Origin of the sequence: Kutzneria chonburiensis, assembly GCF_028622115.1 — a bacterium.
Classification (GTDB): domain Bacteria; phylum Actinomycetota; class Actinomycetes; order Mycobacteriales; family Pseudonocardiaceae; genus Kutzneria; species Kutzneria chonburiensis.
The window spans coordinates 10,080,934-10,104,330 of record NZ_CP097263.1; the positions used below are offsets into that span (position 1 = coordinate 10,080,934).

At 69.5% G+C, this 23,397-nt stretch carries 25 protein-coding genes; 14 read left to right on the top strand and 11 right to left on the bottom strand.

Annotated elements, in window-relative coordinates; translation table 11 throughout:
* Nucleotides 1-55: 55 nt before the first annotated feature.
* The 3 genes from M3Q35_RS46835 to M3Q35_RS46845 all read right to left on the bottom strand — a co-directional run bounded on the left by M3Q35_RS46835 (nucleotide 56) and on the right by M3Q35_RS46845 (nucleotide 1,481).
* Nucleotides 56-364: a hypothetical protein gene (locus M3Q35_RS46835; RefSeq protein WP_273939090.1), complete on the bottom strand. Its 309-nt coding sequence runs from the start codon at nucleotides 362-364 to the stop codon at nucleotides 56-58.
* A gap of 84 nt (nucleotides 365-448) precedes the next feature.
* On the bottom strand, nucleotides 449-865 hold the full coding sequence (locus M3Q35_RS46840; protein ID WP_273939091.1) for a hypothetical protein: 417 nt from the start codon (nucleotides 863-865) through the stop codon (nucleotides 449-451).
* A 4-nt stretch (nucleotides 866-869) separates the two neighbouring features.
* Nucleotides 870-1,481, bottom strand: coding sequence for a TetR/AcrR family transcriptional regulator (locus M3Q35_RS46845; protein WP_273939092.1), 612 nt, complete (start codon nucleotides 1,479-1,481; stop codon nucleotides 870-872).
* 128 nt (nucleotides 1,482-1,609) lie between these two features.
* Here M3Q35_RS46845 and M3Q35_RS46850 point away from each other — a divergent pair, with 128 nt between their 5' ends.
* On the top strand, nucleotides 1,610-2,305 hold the full coding sequence (locus M3Q35_RS46850) for an alpha/beta fold hydrolase (protein ID WP_273939093.1): 696 nt from the start codon (nucleotides 1,610-1,612) through the stop codon (nucleotides 2,303-2,305).
* Between the two features lie 36 nt (nucleotides 2,306-2,341).
* Here M3Q35_RS46850 and M3Q35_RS46855 read toward each other — a convergent pair whose 3' ends face one another.
* Genes M3Q35_RS46855 through M3Q35_RS46870 form a run of 4 tightly spaced genes read right to left on the bottom strand, consistent with a single transcriptional unit; the run spans nucleotide 2,342 to nucleotide 7,118 of the window.
* Entirely contained in the window at nucleotides 2,342-3,334 is a 993-nt protein-coding gene (locus tag M3Q35_RS46855; RefSeq protein ID WP_273939094.1) for a TIGR03842 family LLM class F420-dependent oxidoreductase, read from the bottom strand.
* Nucleotides 3,335-3,345: 11 nt separating this feature from the next.
* Nucleotides 3,346-4,734, bottom strand: a complete 1,389-nt coding sequence (gene hydA / locus M3Q35_RS46860; RefSeq protein WP_273939095.1) for a dihydropyrimidinase — start codon at nucleotides 4,732-4,734, stop codon at nucleotides 3,346-3,348.
* The gene (locus tag M3Q35_RS46865; protein ID WP_273939096.1) at nucleotides 4,731-5,573 is read right to left on the bottom strand and encodes a nitrilase-related carbon-nitrogen hydrolase; all 843 of its coding nucleotides are present in this window, start codon (nucleotides 5,571-5,573) and stop codon (nucleotides 4,731-4,733) included. Before M3Q35_RS46865 ends, hydA begins: the two co-directional genes overlap by 4 nt.
* A 12-nt stretch (nucleotides 5,574-5,585) precedes the next feature.
* Nucleotides 5,586-7,118 carry an NCS1 family nucleobase:cation symporter-1 gene (locus tag M3Q35_RS46870; protein WP_273939097.1) on the bottom strand — a complete coding sequence of 511 codons (1,533 nt, stop codon included), beginning with the start codon at nucleotides 7,116-7,118 and terminating at the stop codon, nucleotides 5,586-5,588.
* A 148-nt stretch (nucleotides 7,119-7,266) separates the two neighbouring features.
* On the opposite strand from M3Q35_RS46870, the gene M3Q35_RS46875 reads away from it, so the two are divergent.
* The 4 genes from M3Q35_RS46875 to M3Q35_RS46890 all read left to right on the top strand — a co-directional run bounded on the left by M3Q35_RS46875 (nucleotide 7,267) and on the right by M3Q35_RS46890 (nucleotide 10,420).
* Nucleotides 7,267-8,058: an alpha/beta hydrolase gene (locus M3Q35_RS46875; protein ID WP_273939098.1), complete on the top strand. Its 792-nt coding sequence runs from the start codon at nucleotides 7,267-7,269 to the stop codon at nucleotides 8,056-8,058.
* 236 nt (nucleotides 8,059-8,294) lie between these two features.
* On the top strand, nucleotides 8,295-8,696 hold the full coding sequence (locus tag M3Q35_RS46880; protein ID WP_273939099.1) for an XRE family transcriptional regulator: 402 nt from the start codon (nucleotides 8,295-8,297) through the stop codon (nucleotides 8,694-8,696).
* A gap of 61 nt (nucleotides 8,697-8,757) precedes the next feature.
* Nucleotides 8,758-9,261: a hypothetical protein gene (locus M3Q35_RS46885; protein WP_273939100.1), complete on the top strand. Its 504-nt coding sequence runs from the start codon at nucleotides 8,758-8,760 to the stop codon at nucleotides 9,259-9,261.
* Entirely contained in the window at nucleotides 9,254-10,420 is a 1,167-nt protein-coding gene (locus M3Q35_RS46890) for an MAB_1171c family putative transporter (RefSeq protein WP_273939101.1), read from the top strand. The genes M3Q35_RS46885 and M3Q35_RS46890 overlap by 8 nt, the downstream gene beginning before the upstream one ends.
* A gap of 85 nt (nucleotides 10,421-10,505) precedes the next feature.
* Here the strand turns inward: M3Q35_RS46890 and M3Q35_RS46895 are convergent, their stop codons facing one another.
* Nucleotides 10,506-12,095 carry a PucR family transcriptional regulator gene (locus M3Q35_RS46895; RefSeq protein ID WP_273944732.1) on the bottom strand — a complete coding sequence of 530 codons (1,590 nt, stop codon included), beginning with the start codon at nucleotides 12,093-12,095 and terminating at the stop codon, nucleotides 10,506-10,508.
* Between the two features lie 130 nt (nucleotides 12,096-12,225).
* On the opposite strand from M3Q35_RS46895, the gene M3Q35_RS46900 reads away from it, so the two are divergent.
* The 6 genes from M3Q35_RS46900 (at nucleotide 12,226) to M3Q35_RS46925 (ending at nucleotide 19,050) form a co-directional block, all read left to right on the top strand.
* Complete coding sequence (locus M3Q35_RS46900; RefSeq protein ID WP_273939102.1) at nucleotides 12,226-13,548, top strand: aspartate aminotransferase family protein; 1,323 nt, start codon at nucleotides 12,226-12,228, stop codon at nucleotides 13,546-13,548.
* The gene (locus tag M3Q35_RS46905; RefSeq protein ID WP_273939103.1) at nucleotides 13,545-15,032 is read left to right on the top strand and encodes a CoA-acylating methylmalonate-semialdehyde dehydrogenase; all 1,488 of its coding nucleotides are present in this window, start codon (nucleotides 13,545-13,547) and stop codon (nucleotides 15,030-15,032) included. The genes M3Q35_RS46900 and M3Q35_RS46905 overlap by 4 nt, the downstream gene beginning before the upstream one ends.
* 151 nt (nucleotides 15,033-15,183) lie before the next feature.
* Nucleotides 15,184-16,020 (top strand): chitosanase, encoded by an 837-nt coding sequence (locus M3Q35_RS46910; RefSeq protein ID WP_273939104.1) that lies wholly within the window; start codon nucleotides 15,184-15,186, stop codon nucleotides 16,018-16,020.
* A 154-nt stretch (nucleotides 16,021-16,174) separates the two neighbouring features.
* Nucleotides 16,175-16,495 carry an ArsR/SmtB family transcription factor gene (locus M3Q35_RS46915; protein WP_273939105.1) on the top strand — a complete coding sequence of 107 codons (321 nt, stop codon included), beginning with the start codon at nucleotides 16,175-16,177 and terminating at the stop codon, nucleotides 16,493-16,495.
* Nucleotides 16,492-16,950, top strand: coding sequence for an SRPBCC family protein (locus M3Q35_RS46920; protein ID WP_273939106.1), 459 nt, complete (start codon nucleotides 16,492-16,494; stop codon nucleotides 16,948-16,950). Before M3Q35_RS46915 ends, M3Q35_RS46920 begins: the two co-directional genes overlap by 4 nt.
* A gap of 30 nt (nucleotides 16,951-16,980) precedes the next feature.
* Complete coding sequence (locus M3Q35_RS46925; RefSeq protein WP_273939107.1) at nucleotides 16,981-19,050, top strand: S9 family peptidase; 2,070 nt, start codon at nucleotides 16,981-16,983, stop codon at nucleotides 19,048-19,050.
* Nucleotides 19,051-19,121: 71 nt separating this feature from the next.
* Here M3Q35_RS46925 and M3Q35_RS46930 read toward each other — a convergent pair whose 3' ends face one another.
* From M3Q35_RS46930 to M3Q35_RS46940, 3 genes are all read right to left on the bottom strand, one after another.
* A complete protein-coding gene (locus M3Q35_RS46930) occupies nucleotides 19,122-19,499 on the bottom strand; it encodes a DUF4333 domain-containing protein (RefSeq protein ID WP_273939108.1) in 378 nt (125 codons plus the stop codon).
* A gap of 96 nt (nucleotides 19,500-19,595) precedes the next feature.
* Nucleotides 19,596-20,153, bottom strand: a complete 558-nt coding sequence (locus tag M3Q35_RS46935; RefSeq protein ID WP_273939110.1) for a hypothetical protein — start codon at nucleotides 20,151-20,153, stop codon at nucleotides 19,596-19,598.
* A 3-nt stretch (nucleotides 20,154-20,156) separates the two neighbouring features.
* On the bottom strand, nucleotides 20,157-20,945 hold the full coding sequence (locus tag M3Q35_RS46940; RefSeq protein WP_273939111.1) for an SDR family oxidoreductase: 789 nt from the start codon (nucleotides 20,943-20,945) through the stop codon (nucleotides 20,157-20,159).
* A gap of 82 nt (nucleotides 20,946-21,027) precedes the next feature.
* Here M3Q35_RS46940 and M3Q35_RS46945 point away from each other — a divergent pair, with 82 nt between their 5' ends.
* From M3Q35_RS46945 to M3Q35_RS46955, 3 genes are read left to right on the top strand one after another with little or no spacing between them, the layout of a single operon-like run.
* The gene (locus M3Q35_RS46945; RefSeq protein ID WP_273939112.1) at nucleotides 21,028-21,792 is read left to right on the top strand and encodes an SDR family oxidoreductase; all 765 of its coding nucleotides are present in this window, start codon (nucleotides 21,028-21,030) and stop codon (nucleotides 21,790-21,792) included.
* Between the two features lie 2 nt (nucleotides 21,793-21,794).
* The gene (locus M3Q35_RS46950) at nucleotides 21,795-22,745 is read left to right on the top strand and encodes an LLM class F420-dependent oxidoreductase (protein WP_273939113.1); all 951 of its coding nucleotides are present in this window, start codon (nucleotides 21,795-21,797) and stop codon (nucleotides 22,743-22,745) included.
* A 22-nt stretch (nucleotides 22,746-22,767) separates the two neighbouring features.
* The gene (locus M3Q35_RS46955) at nucleotides 22,768-23,367 is read left to right on the top strand and encodes a TetR/AcrR family transcriptional regulator (protein ID WP_273939115.1); all 600 of its coding nucleotides are present in this window, start codon (nucleotides 22,768-22,770) and stop codon (nucleotides 23,365-23,367) included.
* Nucleotides 23,368-23,397: the final 30 nt, after the last annotated feature.

The following is a 23,397-nucleotide window of genomic DNA, read 5'->3' on the forward strand; positions in this document are numbered from 1 at the left end:
GCAACCCTCACCCGGGTGATGGCCCCTCCCGATGCGAACGGGAGAGGCCCTCGGCTCAGCGACAGGTCCCGACGAAGTCGTCCCTGATGTACACCCCCGAGCGGCCGCCCCAGAGATTCCCGCGATCCCACAGCCGCCCGTCCAGCGGCCCCGTCGTCCAGTCCGTGATCGTGAACCCCTGCCCCGCGTTCACCTCTCCGTACGTCGTGCTGTTCACGTCCGGCGCCGCGTGGTACCGCACGTTGTTCGCGATCACGCACTCGTACGACGCCGGCGCCGCACTCGCCGCCGGCGCGAGCACCGTCAGCATCCCGGCCGCCGCCAGCACCCCCGCGCCGATCCGAACCGTCCTGGAGTCTCGCAACAACTTCTTTCCTCCCTGTGGTGGGTCGCCCTCGACCCTAGGACCGCCGAATGGAGGAAACATTGAATCCGTGATCCGCGATTGTCAGTTGCTTGGCGCGGCCGGACTGCCGAGTCGGTCGACGAGTGCGTGCAGGTCGGGAAGGTCCGGTGCGATCTTCTTCCGGCGGGCGTAGGCCTCGGCGGAATCGACGGCCATCGCGAGCAAGGTCAGCAGCGCCGAATCCGGGTTGTCGGCCGCTTCGGGCGGCACGGCGGCCTGGATCATGAGCAGTGATCGGGAAGCGTTGAAGCGTCCGGTCCGTACGCCGACGAAGTCGGGGGCGATCCAATCCCCGGGTAGCTGGAACACGACGTTGACATTGAGCGGAGAGCTGACGCCGCTGGCGGCGAGCATTACCTGGCGGGTGAGGTGCCTGGCGGCCCTGTGAGACGGCCCGCCGGACGCGGTGCTGTCGACGATGATGCCGATGCTGAGGGCCTGGGTCGCGTTCATCGACACGCGCTCAGGCCGGGCGGCGGTAGGCGCCGTACCACTGGTTGGCGGCGAGTTCGCGAGCGACGGTCGGGTCCTGGTCGGGGTGGCCGGCGAGGGCCTGCTGGGTGATGACCCGAAGACCGCCGTAGACGATGACCTGGCTGGCGGTGGCGGGGTCGATGTCGGGGGCGGTCTCGCCGGCGGCCTGGGCCTGCTCGATCCAGTGCTGGGAAAGACGCTGGAACGGGATGAGGCGGTCCTCCCAGAGCTGGCCGATCTTGGCGTCGTGGCCGGCGACCTCCAGCACGGCGCGGAGGATGTGGGCCTGGCGGCGGTAGTGGCGGATGACGCCGAGCAGGGCCTCGGTGAGGCGGTCGAGGGCGTCGGGCTGGGCGGGGGTCCAACGCTGCATGAGGTCGAAAGAGCCGTCCTTGAGGGCGGCGGTGAGCGGCGCAAGGAGAGCGTTCTTCTCCTTGAAGTACAGGTAAAGCGTGGAGCGGGCGACGCCGGCCTCGGCGGCGACCCGCTGGGTGGAGAGCGCGGCGAAAGACACGCCCCCGGCCAACAACCGCTCGGTGGCGGCGAGCACGGCCGACTCGATCGCGGCGGCCCGGTCGGCGGCGGCCTGGTCGACGGTCATACGGACATCGTAGGGCGGACGTCGGTGCTCAACGGAGCCGTGATCGGTCGGCGCGATGTTAGGGTCCAAGCTGTCGGACGCTGCGTCCGAAAGGGACTTAAAGGGAGTAAACGGGCATGGTGGCGTACGTGTTGATCCCAGGGGCCTGGCACGGGGGCTGGGCCTGGGCGCCGGTCGCGCAGCGGCTGCGGGCGGCCGGGCACCAAGCGGTCACGGTGACGCTGCCCGGCCTCGGCGACGGGGACGACCCGAGCGGCCACCGCCTGTCCGACGCCGCCGACCACATCGTCGAAACGGTGCTGGACCGCGGACTGACGGACGTGGTGCTGGTCGGCCACAGCTGGGCCGGCTACCCGATCAACGGCGCGGCGGCCCGCCTGACCGGTCGGCTGGCCGGCATCGTCTACTACGGCGCGCATGCCCCGGTGGTGGGCCGGTCCATGATCGACGACAACCCGGCCGAATCCGCCGCCCTGCTGCGCAGCCTGATCGCTGCCTCGCCGAACGGGGCGATCGAGCCCACGCTCCAGTTCGTCGAGGGCATCTTCATGCAGGGCGAGGCGCCCGAAGTGCAGCGGCTGACCGCCGATCTGCTCACGCCGATGCCCGGCGGCTACTTCCAGGACCCGGCCGAGGGAGTGGACGTGAGGACGCTCGGCGTCCCGCTGCACTACCTGCTCGGCGACGACGATCAGGCGCTGCCGTACCCGGGTGGGGTGTTCGCCGAACGCCTCGGTCGCACGCCGGTCGCGGTGCCCGGCACGCACGAGGGCATGCTCACCCATCCCAACGAGATCGCCAAGGCGATTCTTGCCGTGAGCTGACGGGTGGCCGCCGTGGCGGCCACCCGTCATTGCGGATCAGACGGCGGGGATCACCGAACTGCCGTACGCCGCAAGGGTTTTGTCGCGGTCGTCGTGCATCAGGTACAGCGAGAACTGGTCGACGCCGAGGGATTTGAGCTCCTGCAACCGTTCCACGTGCGCCGACTCGGGACCGACGAGGCAGAAGCGGTCCACAATGGAGTCGGGCACGAAATCGGTGGAGGGGTTGCCGGCCTTGCCGTGGTGCGCGTAGTCGTAGCCCTCACGGCCCTTGATGTAGTCGGTGAGGGCCTTGGGCACACCGCCACCCTCGCCGTAGCGGGCGACGAGGTCGGCGACGTGGTTGCCGACCATGCCGCCGAACCAGCGGAGCTGATCCCGTTGGTGCGCAAGGTCGGAGCCCACGTAGGCCGGGGCGGCAACGCAGATCTTCACCGCGGCCGGGTCGCGCCCGGCGGCGGAGGCGGCCTCGCGGACGGAACCGATGGTCCAGCGGGCGATGTCGGGATCGGCGGTCTGGAGGATGAAACCGTCGGCCTGCTCGCCGACCATCTTCAACGCGCGCGGACCATAGGCCGCCATCCACATCTCGAGCTTGCCGTCACGAACCCACGGAATCCGCACGGGAACGCCATGGTGCTGCACCTCGCGCCCCTCGGCGAGATCCTTGATCACGTGCATGGCCTCGCTCAACGTGGCCAGGGAAGCGGGTTTCTGGCCGATGACCCGCCGGGCGGAGTCGCCGCGTCCGATGCCGCAGACGGTGCGGTTGCCGAACATGTCGTTGAGGGTGGCGAACAGCGACGCCGTCACCGACCAGTCGCGAGTGCTGGGGTTGGTGACCATGGGGCCGACGACGAGCGCGGAGGTCGCGGCCAGGATCTGGGAGTAGATGACAAAAGGCTCCTGCCACAGCACGACCGAGTCGAACGTCCAGCCGTAGCGGAAGCCGCCGTCCTCCGCCGCCTTCATCATCTCGACGACGGCGCGGGCCGGCGGATCGGTCTGGAGCACAACGCCGAAGTCCATTGCCGGGCCTCTCAGTTCAGGTACTGGTTCAGTTCGCGGGACAGGAAGCGGCCGTGCCCCTTGGCGCCGTGCCAGCCGTCACGGTCGAGGACAACCCGGCCCCGCGACAGCACGGTGTCGACACGGCCGGTGATCTCCAATCCCTCGTACGCCGAATAGTCCACGTTCATGTGGTGCGTGCTGGCGGACAGGGTCTGGGTGGCCTTCGGGTCGTACACCACGATGTCGGCGTCCGAACCCGGTGCGATGACACCCTTGCGCGGATAGAGGCCGAACATCCGGGCCGGCGTGGTGGAGGTGACCTCGACCCAGCGCTGCAAGGTCAGCTCGCCGCCGACCACGCCCTGGTAGATCAGGTCCATCCGGTGCTCGACGCCGGGCATCCCGTTGGGAATCTTGGAGAAGTCGCCGCGTCCCAGCTCCTTCTGCTCCACGAAGCAGAACGGGCAGTGGTCGGTCGACACCACGGACAGGTCGTTGGTCCGCAGCCCCTGCCACAACGCGCCCTGGTGCGACTTCTCCCGCAGCGGCGGGGAAGCGACGAACTTGGCGCCCTCGAAATCCGGTCGGGCCAGGTCCTCGATGGACAGGAACAGATACTGCGGGCACGTCTCGGCGAAGACGTTCTGGCCGTCGTTCCGGGCGACGGCAACGGCTTCCAGCGCCTGCGCCGCCGAAAGGTGCACGATGTAGAGCGGCGCGCCGGTCACCTTGGCCAGCTGGATGGCCCGATGGGTGGCCTCGCCCTCCAGCTCCGGCGGCCGGGTCAGCCCGTGCTGCACGGGATCGGTCCGCCCGGCGGCGATCGCCTGCGCCACCAGCTGGTCGATGGCGATGCCGTTCTCGGCGTGCATCATGATGGTGCCGCCGTTGGCCCGGGCCCGTTGCATGGCAAGGAGAATCTCGCCGTCGGTGGAGTAGAACACGCCGGGATAGGCCATGAACATCTTGAACGTGTTCACGCCCGCGTCCACGCAGGCGTCCATCTCCTTGAGGGTGCCGTCGTTGACGTCCGACACGATCATGTGGAAGCCGTAGTCGATCGCGCAGTTGCCGCCGGCCTTCTCGTGCCACTTGTCCAAAGTGGACAGAAGCGAGGTTCCCTTGGCCTGCACGGCGAAGTCCACGATGGTGGTGGTGCCGCCCCAGGCGGCCGCGGTCGTGCCGGTCTCGAAGGTGTCAGCCGAAAAGGTCCCGCCGAACGGCATCTCCATGTGCGTGTGCCCGTCGATGCCGCCGGGCAGCACGTACTTGCCGGTCGCGTCGATCACCGTGTCGGCGTTGCCGGGCCAGGAATCCGGCGCGACCACGGCGGTGACCCGCTCGCCGTCGACCACGACATCGGCCGCCACCGAGCCGGTCGAGCTGAGCACGGTGCCGCCCTTGATCAGAATGCTCACGGCTTCACCAGCGATTCGTAGCTGTCCGGGCGGCGGTCGCGGTAGAACGCCCACAGGTCGCGGACCTCGGCCAGCAGCCCCATGTCCAGGTCGCGGACGACGATCTCCTCCTCGGTGTCCGACGCGGCCTCGCCGATCAGCTGCCCGCGCGGGTCGGCGAAGTAGGTCTGGCCGTAGAAGTCGTTGTCGCCCAACGGTTCCACGCCGACCCGGTTGATCGTGCCGACGAAGTACTCGTTGGCCACCGCGGCGGCCGGCTGCTCAAGCCGCCACAGGTACTCGGACAGGCCGCGGCTGGTGGCCGACGGGTTGAACACGATCTTCGCGCCGGCCAGGCCCAGCGCCCGCCAGCCCTCCGGGAAGTGCCGCTCGTAGCAGATGTAGACGCCGATCCGGCCGACCGCGGTGTCGAAGACCGGGTAGCCCATGTTGCCGGGCCGGAAGTAGAACTTCTCCCAGAAGCCCTTGACCTGCGGGATGTGGTTCTTGCGGTGCTTGCCCAGGTACTTGCCGTCGGCGTCGATCACCGCCGCGGTGTTGTAGTAGACGCCGGGCTGCTCCTGCTCGTACATGGGCGCGATCAGCACGACCCCGTGCTGCTTGGCCACCTCGCACAGCAGCTGGGTGGTCGGCCCGTCCGGGATCTGCTCGGTGTAGGAGTAGTAGTCGGCGTCCTGCACCTGGCAGAAGTAGGGGCCGTAGAACAACTCCTGGAGGCAGATGACCTGCGCGCCCTGCGAGGCCGCGGTCGAGATGGCGGCCACCGCGTTGGCGATCATCGATTCCTTGTCCCCGGTCCAGCGTTGCTGGACGAGACCGGCCCGGACGATCTGTGACACGTTCTGTCTCCTTCAGTCAGTCGTGGCAACGGTGACTGCCGGCGCGGCCGATGTTCTCGGCGCCAGCACCAGGTACAGCACGAAGGCGGCGACCAGACCGGCCACCCAGCTGTAGTCGTAGAGGGGCTTGAGGAACGGGATCATGCCGTCGGCCGGGAACGGCCCGGTGCCGGGCGCGGAGTAGGCGCCGCCGACCGCGATGACCGCGCCGACCACGGTGGCCACCAGCGCCCGCCAGTTCCAGCCGCCGGTGAACCAGTACTTCCCGTTCTCCAGATAGAGATCCGGCAGCGACAGCGTGGTCTTGTCGACCAGCCAGTAGCCGGCGATCAGCACGCCGGCCACCGCGGCCAGCACGCCGCCGTAGAAGCCGAGCCAGGTGAAGATGTAGATGTGCGGGTCGGAGATCAGCCGCCACGGCTGGATCAGCACGCCGAGGATGCCGGTGATCAGGCCGCCGGTGGCGAAGGTGATGCGCTTGGGCACCGCGTTGGAGAAGTCGTAGGACGGGGACACCACGTTGGCCGCGAGGTTGGCCGACACGGTGGCCAGCACCAGCGCGACCAGCGCCACGATCACCAGCGCCGGGCTGTCGAAGTGCGCCGCCAGCTGCGCCGGGTCCCAGATCGCCTCGCCGTACAGGGACACCGCGCCGGAGGTGGTCAGGATGGCTACGATGGCGATGAACGACATGGTGGTGGGCAGGCCAAGGATCTGGCCCCAGAACTGCTTGCGCTGGCTGCCGCCGAAGCGGGTGAAGTCCGGCATGTTCAGCGACAGCGTCGACCAGAAGGCGATCATCGCCATCAGCGAGGGCGCGAACACCGCCCAGAAGCCCGAGCCCCAGCCCAGCTTGGACGGCTCGGACAGGATCGGGCCGAAGCCGCCCGCCTTGACCAGCACGTACACCAGCAGGATGAGGAAGCCGACCGAGACCAGCGGCGCGGTCCAGTTCTCGAACCGCCGGATGGCGTCCATGCCGCGCCAGATGATCAGCATCTGCACGACCCAGAACGCCGCGAAGGACAGCCACAGCGTCCACGGCTGGCCGCCGATCGCCGCCGCATTGGTCCAGCCGCCGCCGAACAGCTTGCCGACGATCACGTACAGCGCCTCGCCGCCGACCCAGGTCTGGATGCCGAACCAGCCGCAGGCGATGAACGCCCGCAGCAGCGCCGGCAGGTTGGCTCCGCGCACGCCGTAGAAGGCGCGGGCGAACACCGGGAACGGGATGCCGTACTTGGTGCCGGCGTGGCTGTTGAGCAGCATCGGCACCAGCACGATCAGGTTGCCGAGGGTGATCGTCAGGAAGGCCTGCACCCAGTCCATGCCCAGCGCGATCAGCGAGGCGGCCAGGGTGTAGCTGGGGATGTTGTGGGCCATGCCCATCCACAGCGCGAAGAAGTTGTACGTGGTCCAGGTGCGCTTGCCCAGCGGCACCGGGGCCAGCTCGGCATTGTGGAACCTGCTTGCGGCGACGGCGGTGTCGTCCGCGAGCTCGACACGTCCGTCGGACTGGGTGACCGGGACCGGGGAGTGGGCCATGGCTGCTCCTGACGTCACCTGAGCAAGAAGTCAGTATCGTGGGCGGCGGCTGCGGGAAAGGGCAGTGTCACACTGTCCATGGTTGGCCGCCACCGCGCACACAGTGTTCAGTTCGGAACCGTACTGCCCGTTCGGGCGTCTCTTGATCGTGATTTCGCGACGGGCGCTGCTCATCGGCGGCGGGGTGGGGACGGCGGCGGCGGCCGCCGCGGCAGTGGTGGAGCGCACCCGGGTGCGTCGGCTGCTCGGGTGGACCGGGCCGGACGGGGTGGTGCCGGACGTGAAGCCGGTCACGGTCTCCGTGACGCAGCATCAGTCTGTTGCACGGGGATGTGCGGTCGATGTCGTCACGATGAACGCCGTCGCCGGATACGAGGTGTGCGTGGTCCTGCACGGCCGGGGCAACAACGCCCGGGGCATGATCAACCTCGGGCTGCCGCGGTTCCTGGCGGCCGCCAAGGCCCGGTTCACGGTGGTGGCGGTCGACGGCGGAGACTCCTACTGGGTACCGCGGTCGCCGGCCGATGATCCGCAGAAGATGTTGCGCGAAGAGTTGCCCGGATGGCTGCGGTCGGCCGGCCTCTCGGAGCCCCGAGCCGTCCTCGGCATTTCCATGGGCGGCTTCGGCGGGCTCGTCTACGCCCGCCAGGCCGGCATCCCGGCTGCCGTGCTCAGTCCGGCGCTGTTCCGATCATGGGACGACGCCCGCACCGTCGGGGCGTTCGCCGATGAGGCGCAGTGGGCCTCTTTCGAGCCTTTGCGCCATCCCTTGCCGCCCCATTTCGGCGTGTGGTGCGGCGAGGAGGACCCGTTCTACGACGCGGCACGGGATCTCGCCCCGCACGCCCAGATGGCGGCCTTCGATCATGGCGAGCATACGGACGGCTACTGGCGCCGAGTCCTGCCCAACGCCCTGGCCTACCTGGGGGCAGTCCTGTGAGGCAGGACGCGCCCCCTGGTCGCGTCCTGCCGCCGGACAATCGCCCCAGTGCGACGTCCGCCGTGGTGAACACCCCTCGGGCTCACCGTTGTTCATTCCGGTGGACGTCTCAGTCAGCCTCGCAGCCGGGGTGCCCGGTGTCAACACGCTGCGTTTCTTGACATGCGCATTCCGTGTTCAATACCGTGAACAGTGAACTGTGGGGAGCAGCTGGGGGAAAGGCCTGGGGGATTGGCATGGCCGAGTCCGTTGCCGAGAAGATCAACGCCCTGATCGGCGAGCGCTGGCGGCACCTGCCGAAGCCGCCGGGCAATGCGGCGATCGCCCGGGAGATCAGGCGGGACACGGGGCTGTCGATCTCGACGGGCTACCTGTGGATGCTGCGCACCGGGCAACGCGGCAACCCGACCGGGGACCGGCTGCAAGCCCTGGCCAAGTTCTTCGGCCGCCCGCCGGCCTACTTCTTCGACCACGAGGTGACCAGCGAGGACATGGAGCTGGCGGCCTGCCTGCGCCAACACGGTGTGCGGATGATCGCGCTGCGCGCCGAAGGGCTGTCGGAGCAGAGCCAACGGGCCATCCTCGAGCTGGTGGAGCGGGCCCGGCAGCTCGAGAAGCTCGACGACGCCGATGACTGACTCCGCTGTGCGGGCACGGTTCCACCGCTGCCCGCCGGTGCCGACCGATGAGGCGGACCCCGTGAGAAGACAGCGTCGGCTGCGGGCCATCGCCGCCCGGTACGCGACGGCCGGCCCGTTCTCCGTTGACGCCCTGTGCCGGGTGATCTCGGCCCAACGCGGCCGCCCGCTGCACGTGCACCCGCTCAACGTGCCGCCGTCGGCCGGGCTCAACGCCTGCGGCATGTGGATCGCCACCGACGTGGCCGACCACGTCTTCGTCGAGCACCGGACCAGCCGGTTCCACCAGGAGCACATCATCCTGCACGAGATCGGCCACATGCTGTGCGATCACGTGACGGAGGACCTGCCGTCGGCGCTGACCGACGCCCTGCGCGCGGGCGAGGTCGACACCGGGCTGGTGCGCCAGGTGCTGGCCCGTACCAGCTACACGACCGGCCAGGAGCAGGACGCCGAGCTGGTGGCCAGCCTGATCCTGGAGCGGGTGGCCCGACGGCACGCCCGCGCGCTCGACGACGCGGACAGCCGGCTCGGCACGATTCTGGGGATCAACGACGGTGACTGACCTGATTCAGACGGTCCTGCTCTACGTGTGCTGGATCGTGGTGATCGTGCGGGTCACGGCGCTGCGCTCACGCAACCAGCGGCCGCTGTGGTTCGCGCTGCTGATGTTGGCGCTGGGCATCACCATGCTGCAGAAGGACACCAACGCCTTCATTCGCGGCATCACCGGCGACGCGAACTTCCAGTACCTCGTCTCCAGCGTCATGGCCGTCGGAGTCGCGGCCACGCTGCTGACCTTCGCCGCCCGCGCGGCCGAAGTGTGGATCTCCCCGTGGCTGCGCTGGATCTCCTGCGGCATAACGGTATTCGTGATGATCACGTCCTATGTGGTCTTCACGGCCGGCGGCGGCCAGGCCCGGCCGCACTTCTTCCCGGTGCCCGGCACACTGTCCATTCTGGATCTGTACTGGGTCGTCTACCTTGTGTACCAAGGCATTGCCACGGTGGCCACGCTGGTGTTGCTGATCAAAGCCTTCGGCCGGGTCCGGTCTTGGCTGGTCCGCACGCCGGTGCTGCTGCTGATCATCGGCTCGGTCGGCTTCACCGTGTTCATCGGCAGCCGTTTCGTGGCGGTGTTCGGCGGCGTCGAATCGGCCGTCGCGTTCGGCACGTACGTCTCGTCCCCGCACACCATCGGCGTCTCGCTGGGCTGCTCGATCGCCGCCTTCGTGCCGCTGGTGCTGGGCTGGTCGGCCTGGCGCAACGCCAATGCCCTGTACCCGCTGTGGAAATCCCTCGTCACGGCCGTGCCGCACATCGCCCTGTACCCGCCGCGCGCCCGCCTCGTCGACGCGCTTTTACCGCAGAACAGTCAACTCCGCCTGCACCGCCGCCTGGTCGAGATCCGGGACGGCATGCTGATCATGAACGACTGGGTGCAGCCGGCCGACCTCGCCCAGATCGAGGTCTTCGTCTCCGACGTGCCGCCGGACCTGATGACGCCGATCACCACCGCTTGCTGGCTCAAGGTCGCCATCGCCGTGCACGCCGCCGGTGTGCCCATGGCGACCGACCCGCTCGACCTCGTCCGCGAAGGCGGCACCGACGGCGAGTCCGAGCTGAACTGGCTCCGTTCCGTGGCCGCGGTGTGGACCGACGCCCGCACCGACCGTTTCGCCACCACCGTCAGCGAGACCCGCCTGGCCGCCCACCGCCCGTGAGCCTCTGTCTTGGCACATGCGGTCCGGATGTGCCTCTGGGAGGCAAGTATGACGCGCATGTGACATTCGAATGTGTGCGCGGGGGTCAGGTGGAGAGGTCCATGGCCAGCAGGGCGACGTAGAGGGACAGCATGGACTCGGGATCCTCAAGGGAGACACCGAGAACGGTCTCGATGCGGGACAGCTGCTGGTAGTAGGCGGTGCGGGACATGTGCGCGGCGGCGGCCGCGGCGGACTTGTTGCCGCCGTGCTCGCAGAAGACGCGGAGCAGGTCGACGAGACGGCTGCCCTGGGCGGTGTCGCGGGCGAGCAGCGGCCCGAGTTCCCGTGCGGCGAAGGCGGACAGGCGCTCGTCCTCACGGAGCAGGTGCAGCAGACCGCGCAGGCGAACGTCGTCGAGGCGGTGGTAGCTGCGGGCACCGGGGGAGCGCAGGGCGGCGTTGGCCACGTGGGCGGCCTCGATCATGCTGCGACGGCCGTCGGGGATGGAGCGCACGGTGGTGCCGACGCCGACGACCACGGGGATCGCCGTGGGAGAACTCCTGATCTGGGAAGCAAGTCGCCGCAGTGAAGCGTCCACATTGGACTGGGGTGGCAGCGAGATCAGGGCCCGTACGGAAATGTCGTCGACGCCGCCGACCAGTGCCGGGATCTTGGTCCGACGGGCGGCGGAGGCGGTGGCCTCGGCCAGGTCGCGCAAGGCCTCCTGGGTGGCCGACGGCGTGGTCTCGGGGCGGATGGCCATGCCGATGAGTTGCCGTCCCTCCAACGGAACCCCGAGCGCGCCGGCCCGCGTGGCGAGATCGACCGGCGGCGCGCCGGTGGCCAGCAGCTCGGTCAACAGCGTGCGATGGGTGTGCCGCTCCAGGCTCTCCCGGTCCCGCGCGACGAGCCGGTTCACGGCCAGCGCGGACGCGGCCCGCTCGGCCACCACGACCAGCCGGTGCACCGGCTCGTCCGGGCTGACCAGCACCAACCGGCCCCAGTCGTTGCCACGGGCGCCGACGATCGTCACGAGCCAGCCGGCGCCCGGGTGGTAGGCGGTGCGCTCGGCCACGGTGACCGCGCGTGACCGCTCGGCCCAGCCGGCCAGCAGCTCGGCCACCTCGCCGCCGGCCGGGTCGTAGGCCAGCACGTCGTGACCGAGGGTCTCCAGCACCACCGGCGCGCCGGTCATCCGCGCCACCTCGCGCAGCACCTCGGACGGCTCGGCCCCGGACACCGTCAGCGCCGTGAAGGTCTCGTGCACCTGCTCGGCCGCCCGCAGCTCGGCCAGCTGGGCGTCCACGATCATCGCCACCACCGCCTCGGTGATGGCCACGAACCGGACCTCCTGGGCCAGCGTGATCACGGGCAGTGATCGCCGCTCGGCCGCCTCCAGCAGCGCCGCCGGCAGCGCGTCGGTCCAGCGTCGGACCAGCTCGAACACCACACCGCTGGCCCCGGCGTCGGCCAGGCCGTCGATGTAGGCGGTGAGCTCGGCCGGGTCGTCACGCAGCGCGATGCCGGTGGTCAGCACCAGCTCGCCGCCACGCAGCAGCGGCCCGATGTCGGCCACCTCGGCCACGTGCACCCAGCGCACCCGGCCGTCCAGCCCGGCCGAGCCGGCGGCCAGCCGGGGCCGGCCGCGCCGGATCAGCGGCATGGTCAGCACGTCCGACACGGACGGGAACACCGAGCTCTTGGCCAGCTTGGACACAGTGTCAGTCTAGGGCCGGTAACCCGCTACAGGTTGTCCATTACCGCGACGACCCGCCGAGGCCCACACTCGCTTGCGGGTCCGGTCCACCGTCGGGAGGAAGCAGATGTCGACGCACGCGGAACTGCTGGCCAGGCACAAGGCAGTGCTGCCGGACTGGCTCGCGTTGTACTACGACGAGCCGATCGAGATCGTGCGCGGGCAGGGCCGCCGGGTCACCGACGCCGAAGGCGTCGAGTACCTGGACTTCTTCGCCGGCATCCTGACCAACGCGGTCGGCTACGACATCGCCGAGATCTCCGACGCCGTGCGGGCGCAGCTCGACGGCGGCATCGTGCACACCTCCACGCTGTACCTGATCCGGCAGCAGATCGAGCTGGCCGAGAAGATCGCCAAGCTGTCCGGCATCCCGGACGCCAAGGTGTTCTTCACCAACTCGGGCACCGAGGCCAACGAGACGGCGATGATGCTGGCCACCCAGTACCGCCGCAGCAACCAGGTGCTGGCCCTGCGCAACTCCTACCACGGCCGTGGCTTCGGCACGATCGCCGTCACCGGCAACCGCGGCTGGTCGGCGTCCTCGCTGAGCCCGGTCAACGTCAGCTACGTGCACGGCGGCAACCGGAATCGCGGGCCGTTCAAGGACTTCAGCGACGCCGACTACATCAAGGCCTGTGTTGCCGACCTCCGCGAGGTGCTGAACACGGCCACCGCGGGCGACGTGGCCTGCATGATCGCCGAGCCGATCCAGGGCGTCGGCGGCTTCACCACCCCGCCCGACGGATTGTTCAAGGCGTTCAAGGAAGTTCTCGACGAGACCGGCATCCTGCTGATCTCCGACGAGGTGCAGACCGGCTGGGGCCGCACCGGCGAGCACTTCTGGGGCATCCAGGCGCACGAGGTCGTGCCGGACCTGATGACCTTCGCCAAGGGCCTCGGCAACGGCTTCGCCATCGGCGGCGTGATCGCCCGCGGCGACGTGATGGACAGCCTGTCGGCCAACTCGATCTCCACCTTCGGCGGCAACCCGATCTCCACCGCGGCGGCCAACGCGACCCTGGACTACGTGCTGGAGCACGACCTTCAGGCCAACGCCCTGAAGCTGGGCAACAAGCTGATGAACGGCCTGCGCCACATCGGCGACGAGAATCCGGTGATCGGCGACGTGCGCGGCAAGGGCCTGATGATCGGCGTCGAGCTGGTCGAGCCGGGCGGTGACACGCCGAGCGCGCGGGCGGCCGTGAAGATGATGGAGGAGACCCGCAAGCGCGGCCTGCTGATCGGCAAGGGCGGCCTGAACGGCAACGTGCTGCGGCTGGCGCCGCCGATGACGCTGACCGAGCCGGAAGCCGATGAGGCGCTGGAGATCCTGGCCGAGTCGATCGCTGAGACGAATTCCTGGGCGACCAACGAGGAGCTCACCCGATGACCACGCACTGGATCGACGGCAAGCCGTGGACCGGCACGGCCGAGCGGCGCGGCGACGTCTACGACCCGGCAACGGGTTCCGTGGCGTCCACTGTGGACTTCGCGTCGGTCGACGTGGTCGACGAGGCCGTTGCGGCGGCCTCGAGGGCGTGGCAGAGCTGGCGCGAGGTCTCGCTGGCCGCGCGGTCGACGGTGCTGTTCAAGTTCCGGGAACTGTTGGTGGCCAACAAGACCGAGCTGGCCGCGCTGATCACCGCCGAGCACGGCAAGGTGCTGTCCGACGCCGCCGGCGAGGTGCAGCGGGCCATCGAGAACGTCGAGTACGCGTGCGGCATCCCGCAGCTGCTCAAGGGCGGGTTCAGCGAGAACGCCTCGACGCGCGTGGACGTGTACTCCATCCAGCAGTCGCTCGGCGTGGTCGGCGTGATCTCGCCGTTCAACTTCCCGGCCATGGTGCCGCTGTGGTTCGTGCCCAACGCGATCGCCTGCGGCAACACGGTTGTGCTCAAGCCGAGCGAGAAGGATCCGTCGGCGGCGGTGTTCATCGCCGAGCTGTGGGCGCGGGCCGGGCTGCCGGCCGGCGTGCTCAACGTGGTGCACGGCGACAAGGTCGCCGTCGACCGGCTGCTGGAACACCGTGACGTCAAGGCGATCTCGTTCGTCGGCTCCACGCCGATCGCCCGCTACGTCTACGAGACCGGCACCGCCGCCGGCAAGCGCGTGCAGGCGTTGGGCGGGGCCAAGAACCACATGGTGGTGCTGCCGGACGCCGACCTCGACCTGGCCGCCGACGCCGCCGTGAACGCGGGCTTCGGCTCGGCCGGCGAGCGCTGCATGGCCGTTTCCGTTGTGGTGGCAGTGGATCCGATCGGTGACGAGCTGGTCGCCAAGATCGCCGAGCGACTTCCGGGGTTGTCGGTCGGTGACGGGCGCAAGCCCGACAGCGAGATGGGTCCGCTGGTCACCGGCGCCCACCGGGACAAGGTCACGTCCTATGTGGACGCCGGCCTGAGCGAGGGCGCCCGGCTCGTCGTCGACGGCCGTCAGCACACGATCGACGGCGACTCGGCCGGCTTCTGGCTCGGGCCGACGCTGTTCGACAACGTCGAGCCGGACATGACGATCTATCGGGACGAGATCTTCGGCCCGGTGCTGTCGGTGCTGCGGCGGCCCTCGTACGACGATGCCGTGGACGTGGTCAACGCCAACCCGTACGGCAACGGCGTCGCCATCTTCACCAACGACGGCGGGGCCGCGCGGCGGTTCCAGCACGAGGTCGAGGTGGGCATGGTCGGCGTCAACGTGCCGATCCCGGTGCCGGTGGCCTACTACTCGTTCGGCGGCTGGAAGCAATCGCTGTTCGGCGACTCGCACGCCTATGGTCCCGAGGGCGTGCACTTCTACACCCGGTCCAAGGTCGTCACCAGCCGCTGGCTCGACCCGTCGCACGGCGGCATCAACCTGGGCTTCCCTCAGAACTCCTGACGGACCGCCAACTTTTTCGCCCCTGCGCGGCGTACCCGTTGACCGGGTGCGCCGCGTAGCTCTATGGTCCCCTCCACTACCGGAAAGAAAGTTTCCTAACTGAACAACGTCACCACCAACCGCCGCCGCCCCTGCACTCCCGGAGGTTGATGTGAAGCGGTACCTTGCCCCGCTGCTCGCGGTCGCCGTCGCGGCGACCGCCGGTGTCGCGCTGTCCACCGCCGGCTCGGCGTCGGCGGCGTCGGCACCGAGGCTCGACCAGAAGACGATCTACATGATGGACGACATCACCGCCGTGTTCGAGCAGTCCAAGAACGCGCCGCAGTACTCGAACATCGAGAACGACAACGACGGCTGCGGCTGGACCGCGGGCTGGATCGGCTTCTGCACCGAGACCGGCGACATGCTCGACCTGGTCAAGAAGTACAACGTGGCCAACCCCGACAACGTGCTGAAGAAGTACACCGCCACGTTGCAGAAGCTGGCCGACGACCAGGACGACAGCACCGCGCCGCTGGGCTCGAAGTTCTCGTCCGACTGGAAGACCGCGGCCAAGGACCCGGTCTTCGTGCAGACCCAGCTCAAGGTCGGGCACGACGACTACCTGACCCCGGCGCTGACCATGGCCGGCCAGATCGGCGTCAAGACCAACCTCGGCGTGGAGAACCTGTTCGACACCGCGCTGATGATGGGCCCGGCCAGCACCGACTGCGACGGCATGCCGAACATCGTCAAGGAGACGACCAAGGCGCTCGGCGGCACGCCGGCGACCGGCGTCAGCGAGGCGGCGTTCTTCAAGCAGTACAACACGATCCGCATCAAGCACATGAAGAACCCGTGCACCCCGGGCCGGCAGAACGACTGGCCCGACGCGGTCGGCCGGGCCCAGGCCCTGCAGAAGCTGTGGGACACCGGCCACACCAGCCTGGCCCCGTCTATCACCATCGCCGGCGGCTTCGACATCACCATCTCCAACCCGCACGACTGAGCAACGCTTGGAAGGGCCCCTTCCTGACGTCCAACGTCAGAAAGGGTCCCTTCACGTTTGGAACGGACCATTCCTCTACTCGGAGTTTGGGAATGGTCCGTTCACCGCGTTCGGGGCTTGACGGCACGCTTCGGTAAGTCGTAGCTTACGGTTCGTGGCGACTTACCGAACCGACGGGCTCGGCGCGCTCGGGGATCCGATGCGCCGGGCCGTGTTCGAGCTGGTCGCCGCCGGGCCGAAGGCGGTCGGCGAGCTCGCCCGCGAGCTGCCGATCAGCCGGCCGGCCGTGTCCCAACACCTCAAGGTGCTCAAGGAGGCGGGGCTGGTGGTCGACGACGCGGTCGGCACCAGGCGCGTCTACCGGGTCGACCCGAGCGGGGTCGCGGCCCTGCGGGCCTACCTGGACGTGGTGTGGGACCGAGCACTGGCCGCCTTCGCGGCGGCCGTCGAGAACACACCTGAGGAGCCGTCATGAGCGTGGTCAAGACAGTCACCGTCAAGGCCGGTCAACCGCACGCGTTCAAGGTCTTCACCGCCGGGTTCGCCACCTGGTGGCCGTCATCGCACCACATCGGCAAGGCCGACATGGCCGAGGCGATCATGGAGCAGCGCGACGGCGGCCGCTGGTACGAGCGCGGCGTGGACGGCAGTGAATGCGACTGGGGCACCGTGCTGGTCTACGACCCGCCCAACCGTGTGGTGCTCAGCTGGCACCTCAACGGCGAATGGGCCTACGACCCCGATCCGGCCAAGGCCAGCGAGGTCGAGGTGCGGTTCATCGCCGAAGGCCCGGACGTGACGCGGGTCGAACTGGAGCACCGGCACTTCGAGCGGCACGGCGGCAACTGGGAGGCCGTGGCCCGCGGCGTCGACACCGAGAACGGCTGGGCGGGGCTGCTGCGGGGGTACGCCGATATCGCGGCGGCGTGACCAGGGGCGGGCCGGATAGGGTCATCGCTCGTGACTGCTGAACTGTCCTTTCCCCGCCAGCAAGCCCGCACCCAGCGCTTCTCGTTGGGTGTGCCCAGGGCGTTCACCGTCGCACCGGACGGATCCCGGGTGCTGTTCCTCCGCTCCGCGTCGGGCACCGACCGTCGCACCGGCCTGTGGAGCCTGGACGTCGAGACGGGGCAGGAGGCCCCGCTGTTCGACCCCTTCTCCGACAGCGAGGAGCTGTCGCCCGAGGAGCGGGCCCGCCGTGAGCGCAGCCGCGAGTCGGCCGCCGGTGTCGTCGGCTACGCCACCGACTCGGCGCTGACCGTGGCGGCGTTCGCGCTGTCCGGCAAGGTGCACGTGACCGACCTGGCCGCCGGCACCACGGCCGAGCTGGCCACGCCCGGGCCGGTGATCGATCCCCGGCCCGACCCCACCGGCCGCCACGTCGCGTACGCCGTGGTGGCCGGCGAGCTGCGGGTCGTCGGCGTGGACGGCACCGGTGACCGGGCGCTGGCCGAGCCCGACGGCGACGAGGTGACGTGGGGCGTCGCCGAGTTCATCGCCGCCGAGGAGATGGACCGGTTCCGGGGCTACTGGTGGGCGCCGGACGGCGAGCGGTTGCTGGCCGCTCGCGTGGACAACTCGCCCGTGCAGCGCTGGCACATCGCCGACCCGGCCAACCCCGGCACGGTGCCGGCCGAGATCGCCTACCCGGCCGCCGGCACCGACAACGCCGACGTCAGCCTGGCCGTGCTCGGCCTCGACGGCTCGCGGGTCGACGTGCAGTGGGACCGGGCCGCGTTCCCGTACCTGGCCACCGCGCACTGGTCGGCCGGCGGCGCGCCGCTGCTGCTCGTGCAGTCGCGTGACCAGCGGACGCAGCGGATTCTCACCGTGGACCCGGACACCGGTTCGACGGCCGTGCTGCACGAGGAGAGCGACCCTCAGTGGGTCGACATCATGCCCGGCGTGCCGGCGTGGACCCGCGACGGCCGCCTGGTCCGGATCGCCGCCGTGGACGGTGCTTGGCGCCTCGTCGTGGGCGATGACGTGCTGACTCCCGTCGGCTTGCAAGTACGCTCCGTGACTTCAGTGACGAATGAAGACGTACTGGTCCGGGCGTCCGAGGGCGACCCCACGCAGATCCACACCTATCGGGTCCGCAAGGACGGCGTCGAACGGTTGTCCGTTGCCGACGGCGTGCATGCCGTCGTGCGGGGCGGCGAGGTCACCGTGCGGCTCAGCACCGGTCTTGGCTTCTTCGGCACCGTCACCGAGATCTTCCGTGGTTCCGACCGCGTTGGCTCGGTGAAGTCGCTCGCCGCCACACCGTCCATCACGCCCAACGTTCAGATGTTGGAGCTGGGGGAGCGCGGCCTTCGCGGCGCCCTGCTGCTACCCACCGGTTACGCCGACGGGCCGCTGCCCGTGCTGCTCGACCCGTACGGCGGGCCGCATGCGCAGCGTGTCGTTCAGACGCGGAACGCTTTCACCGCTTCGCAGTGGCTCGCCGACCAGGGCTTCGCCGTGCTCGTCGTGGACGGCCGGGGCACTCCCGGCCGTGGTCCCGGGTGGGAGCGGGCCATCCACCTCGACTTCGCCGGCGCCACCCTCGACGACCAGGTCGACGCCTTGCACGCCGCCGCCGCCCAGTTCCCCTTCTTGGACCTTTCTCGCGTCGCCATCCGGGGTTGGTCTTACGGCGGCTACCTCTCGGCGTTGGCGGTCCTGCGCCGCCCCGACGTCTTCCGGGCCGGCATCGCCGGCGCTCCCGTCACCGATTGGCGGCTCTACGACACCCACTACACCGAGCGCTACCTGGGCAACCCCTTGGAGCGGCCCGAGGTGTACGACGCCAATTCCCTCATCGACGACGCCCCCAAGCTCAGCCAGGACCTGATGATCATCCACGGCCTGGCCGACGACAACGTCGTCGCCGCCCACACCCTGCGCCTCAGCTCCGCCCTGTTGGCCGCCGGCCGTCCGCACACCGTGCTGCCCCTGTCCGGCGTCACCCACATGACCCCCCAGGAGCAGGTAGCCGAGAACCTCCTGCTGCTCCAGGTCGACTTCTTGAAGCGCTCCCTCGGCTGACGTTTCTGCCACCTGCGCTTCCTATGTGGCGTCTGACGCCACATAGGAAGCGCGTGTGGCGAACCAACGTCTCACTGTGGCTGGCCGACCTCGTAGTGGCCATCGTCCGATTTCACGGTGATCAGAACACTCTTGTGCGCGCCGTCCACGGTCACCTGGCAGGTGAAGGCGAGGCCCAGATGCACCGGTTGGTTCGAGGGGCAGTGCACGTCATAGGCCTTGAGTTTGTAGTCGTTGTTCAGGACATCTGAGATACCGATCTCCATCTTGCCTTCGTCGAAGATCTTGATCGGCGACGGCGTCCTGCCGATCAAGGGGGCCGGCGTGGCGGGTGCGGTGTGGTCACGAACAAGGACAACAGTGATGATCACTATGCAGCCGGCGATGACCATGGCGCAGATCGACACGATTGCGGCGACGGCGCTGGACGGCCGGGGCGGAGTGGACACAGCACATCAGTCTGGCGAGGACCGGCCTGCGTTACGTTCACCTGGGCGACCTGCCACATGAGCTTCCTGCTTGCATTTGGGCGGCAAGTAGGAAGCTCATGTGGCAGCCGGCTGGCACCAGAGGGTGAGGTCGCTGGACGTGGCGACGGCGAGGGTGCGGCCGGATGGGGAGAAGCCGGCGGCGCGCAGCTCGGAGTGGTCGGCGTGAAAGATGTGCCACCAGGTCTGACCGGGCGGCCCGGCGCAGTGGCCGCCGTCGGCTGACAGTAGAACGCGCTCGTGGGGCCACTCGGGAGCGACGACATCCAGGCACCAGCCGTCAGGCGTTGTCCGGTGCAGGCCGCCGCCGAAGAGGCCGGCGATGGAGACGAGAGTGCCGGCGAGGGGCCCGAGCCCGGTCAGGTCGGTCTCGGTCTCGGGGTCGGGATCCCGGTCGCGAGCGATCTTCTCGCCGGTCACGGCGTCGAACAGGCCATGGCCGGCACTGGAGACGACCATGACCAGATCCCGGCCGTCGTCCGGATGAACGGCGAAGCCGATGCCCAACAGGCCGCCGACGGGGTGGCTGGCAAGCGGTTGCCAGGGCGGCGGAGCCGGTTGCACCGGCGCGGCCAGGAAGCGGTCGCGCAGTTCCCGCTGGTGGTCCGTGAGCACGGATCAGTGTGGCAGCTGGGCGACGGCGCGGCGCATGCCGGATAGCCAGCGGTCGACGTCGTCGGCCTTGCGCTGCACGAACTTGGCCACCTCGGGGTGGGGCAGGATGTGGAACTTCTCGGCGGCGAGGCCCTCGACGACGATGCCGGCGACGTCGGCAGGCTCGAGGATGTCGCCGAAGGCGGCGACGGCGAGGGCGGCGGTCTCGCCCTGCTCGATGCCCGGCATGAGCATGTCGGTCCGTACGCCCATGGGGCACAGGACGCTGACGCCGATGCCCTGGTCACCGTAGGTGGCGGAGAGCCACTCGGCGAAGGCGACGGCGGCGTGCTTGGACACGGAGTACGGGGCGTCGCCGGGGGACATGAGCAGCCCGGCGGCGGAGGCGGTGTTGAGGAAGTAGCCCCGGCCGCGCGAAAGCATGGACGGCAGGGCGGCGTTGGCGGCGTGCACGTGGGCCATCAGGTTGACGTTGAGGTTCGTCGCCCAGTCGGCGGGTGAGGCGTCCATGCCCCGGCCGAAGGCGACGCCGGCGTTGGAGCAGAACAGGTCGACGGGGCCGAACTGCTCGGCGGCGGTCACCAGGGAAGCCACGGCGTCGAAGTCGGTGACGTCGGCGGCGACGCCGACGGCCGGCACGTCCAGCGAAGCGGCGACGGACGAGGCGGCGGCGCCGTCGATGTCGGAGACGACGATGCCGGCGGCGCCCTCGGCGGCGAACCGGCGGGCCAACGCGGCCCCGATCCCCCGGCCGGCCCCGGTCACCACGACCACGCTGTCGCGCACCTGCATGCCGAATACCTCCTCGTAGTGCCTGCGTACCGACTGGTCGGTATTGTAGCGTGGGGGCCACCCGACCACAGGAGCGACGAAGATGTCAGGTCTGACCGGCAAGACCGCGCTGATCACCGGCGCGTCCCGCGGCATCGGCAAGGCGATCGCCTTCGCGCTGGCCGCGCAGGGTGCGAACGTGGTGCTCTCCTCACGCAAGCAGGAGGCCCTCGACCACGTCGCCGAGGAGCTCAAGGCGGCCCAGCCGGGGGCCAAGGTGCTGGCCAAGGCCGCTCACGTCGGTGACCAGGAGCAGGCCCAGGCCTGTGTGGACGCCGCGGTGGCGGAGTTCGGCGGCATCGAGATCCTGGTCAACAACGCCGGCACGAACCCCTACTTCGGCCCCATGGTCGACCTGGACATCCCGCGCGCGGAGAAGACCGTGCAGGTCAACCAGATGTCGATCGTGCTGTGGACCGGCCTGGTCTGGAAGGCGGCGATGTCCGCGTCCGGCGGCTCGATCATCAACATCGCCTCGATCGGCGGCCTGGCCCCGGAGATCGGCATCGGCTACTACAACGCGACCAAGGCGGCGGTCATCCACCTGACCCGCCAGTTCGCCATGGAGCTGGCCCCCACCACCCGGGTGAACGCGATCGCCCCCGGCGTGGTGCGCACCCACCTGGCCCGCGGCCTGTGGGAGAACAACGAGGAGCACCTGAACAAGGCGCTGCCGCTCGGCCGCATCGGCGAGCCGGAGGACATCGCGAAGGCGGCGGTCTTCCTGGCCGGCGACGACTCGTCCTGGATGACCGGCCAGACGCTGGTCATCGACGGCGGCGCGACGATCCGTCCGATGGTGGTGTGAGCATGAGTCGTTGGGGCATCACGCTGCCGCTGGTCGGGATTCCGCTGCCGCAGCAGCGGGACCTGGTCAAGTCGCTGCCGGACCTGGGCTACACCGATGTCTGGTCGGCCGAGACGGCCGGCACGGACGCGTTCACGCCGCTGGCGCTGGCCGCCGAGTGGGCGCCGTCGCTGCGCCTGGGCACGGCCATCGCCCCGGTCTACACCCGCGGCCCCGGCCTGCTGGCCATGCAGGCGGCGACGATCGCCGAGCTGGCCCCGGGCCGGTTCGCGCTGGGCATCGGGTCGAGCTCGCCGGTGATCGTGCAGGGCTGGAACGCCCGCGAGTTCACCGAGCCGTTCGCGCACGTCCGCGACACGCTCCGGTTCCTCCAGAAGGCGCTGGCCGGCGAGAAGGTCGACGGCGACTTCGGCTCGTTCCAGATCAGCCGGTTCAAGCTGGAGCGGGTGCCGGAGCAGGCCCCGCAGGTGATGCTGGCGGCGCTGCGCCCCGGCATGCTGCGGCTGGCGGCCAAGGAGGCCGACGGCGCGATCACCAACTGGCTGGCCCCGGCCGACGTGCCCAAGGTGCGGGCGGAGTTGGGCGCCGACAAGGAACTCGTGGCCCGGGTCTTCGTCTGCCCGACGGAAGATGTTGCGGCGGCAAGGGCTTTCGGCCGGATGCTGATCAGCAGCTACCTGACCGTGCCGGCCTACGCGGCGTTCCACGACTGGCTGGGCCGCGGCGAGGACCTGGCCGAGATGCGCCGGCTGTGGGCGGCCGGCGACCGCAAGGGCGCCAACGCGGCCATCCCGGACCACGTGGTCGACGACCTGGTCGTGCATGGCAGCCTTGACCGCTGCCGCGAGCGCGTGCAGGAGTACGTCGAGCAGGGCCTGGACACGCCCGCGATCATGGTGTTGCCGACCGGGGCGGACCAGTTCGACGTGGTCAGGGCCCTGGGCCGGCAGTGATTTCTCACGGCGGGAGGTAGTGGTGACGAAGGCTTCGCAGGGGCGCGGCGAGCTGACCCCGATGGAGGGCCGCATCCTGCGCGCGGCGGTGAAGCTGTTCGCGGAGAAGGGCTTCGACGCCACCACGGTGCAGGAGGTGGTGGCCTACGCCGAGGTGACCAAGGGCGCGCTCTACCACTACTTCGACTCCAAGGACGACCTGCTCTACGAGATCTACCACTCGCTGATCGGGCTGCAGACCGCGGAGCTGGACCGGATCATCGCCGAGGGCCGGGACGGGCACGAGACCGTGCGGGCGATCATGGTCAACCTGGTCGTGACGACCGCGGAGCGCATCGACGAGACGGCCGTGTTCGTGCGGGAGATGCACAAGCTGGACTCGGAGCGGATGGCCGCCTTCCGGGCCGACCGCCGCCGCTACCAGCGCACGTTCCGGGACGTGATCGCCAAGGCGCAGGCGGCCGGCGAGTTCAGCTCGGTGACGCCGGCCGACACGGCCGTGCTGATCGCGCTGGGCGTGGTGAACCAATTGCCGACCTGGTATCGGCCGGACGGACCCAAGTCCCCCGAGCAACTGGGTGCCGAGATCGCCGATTTCGTGCTGGCGGCGCTGCGGAACTAGAACCGACACCGAAATCCGGGCGTATTCGGG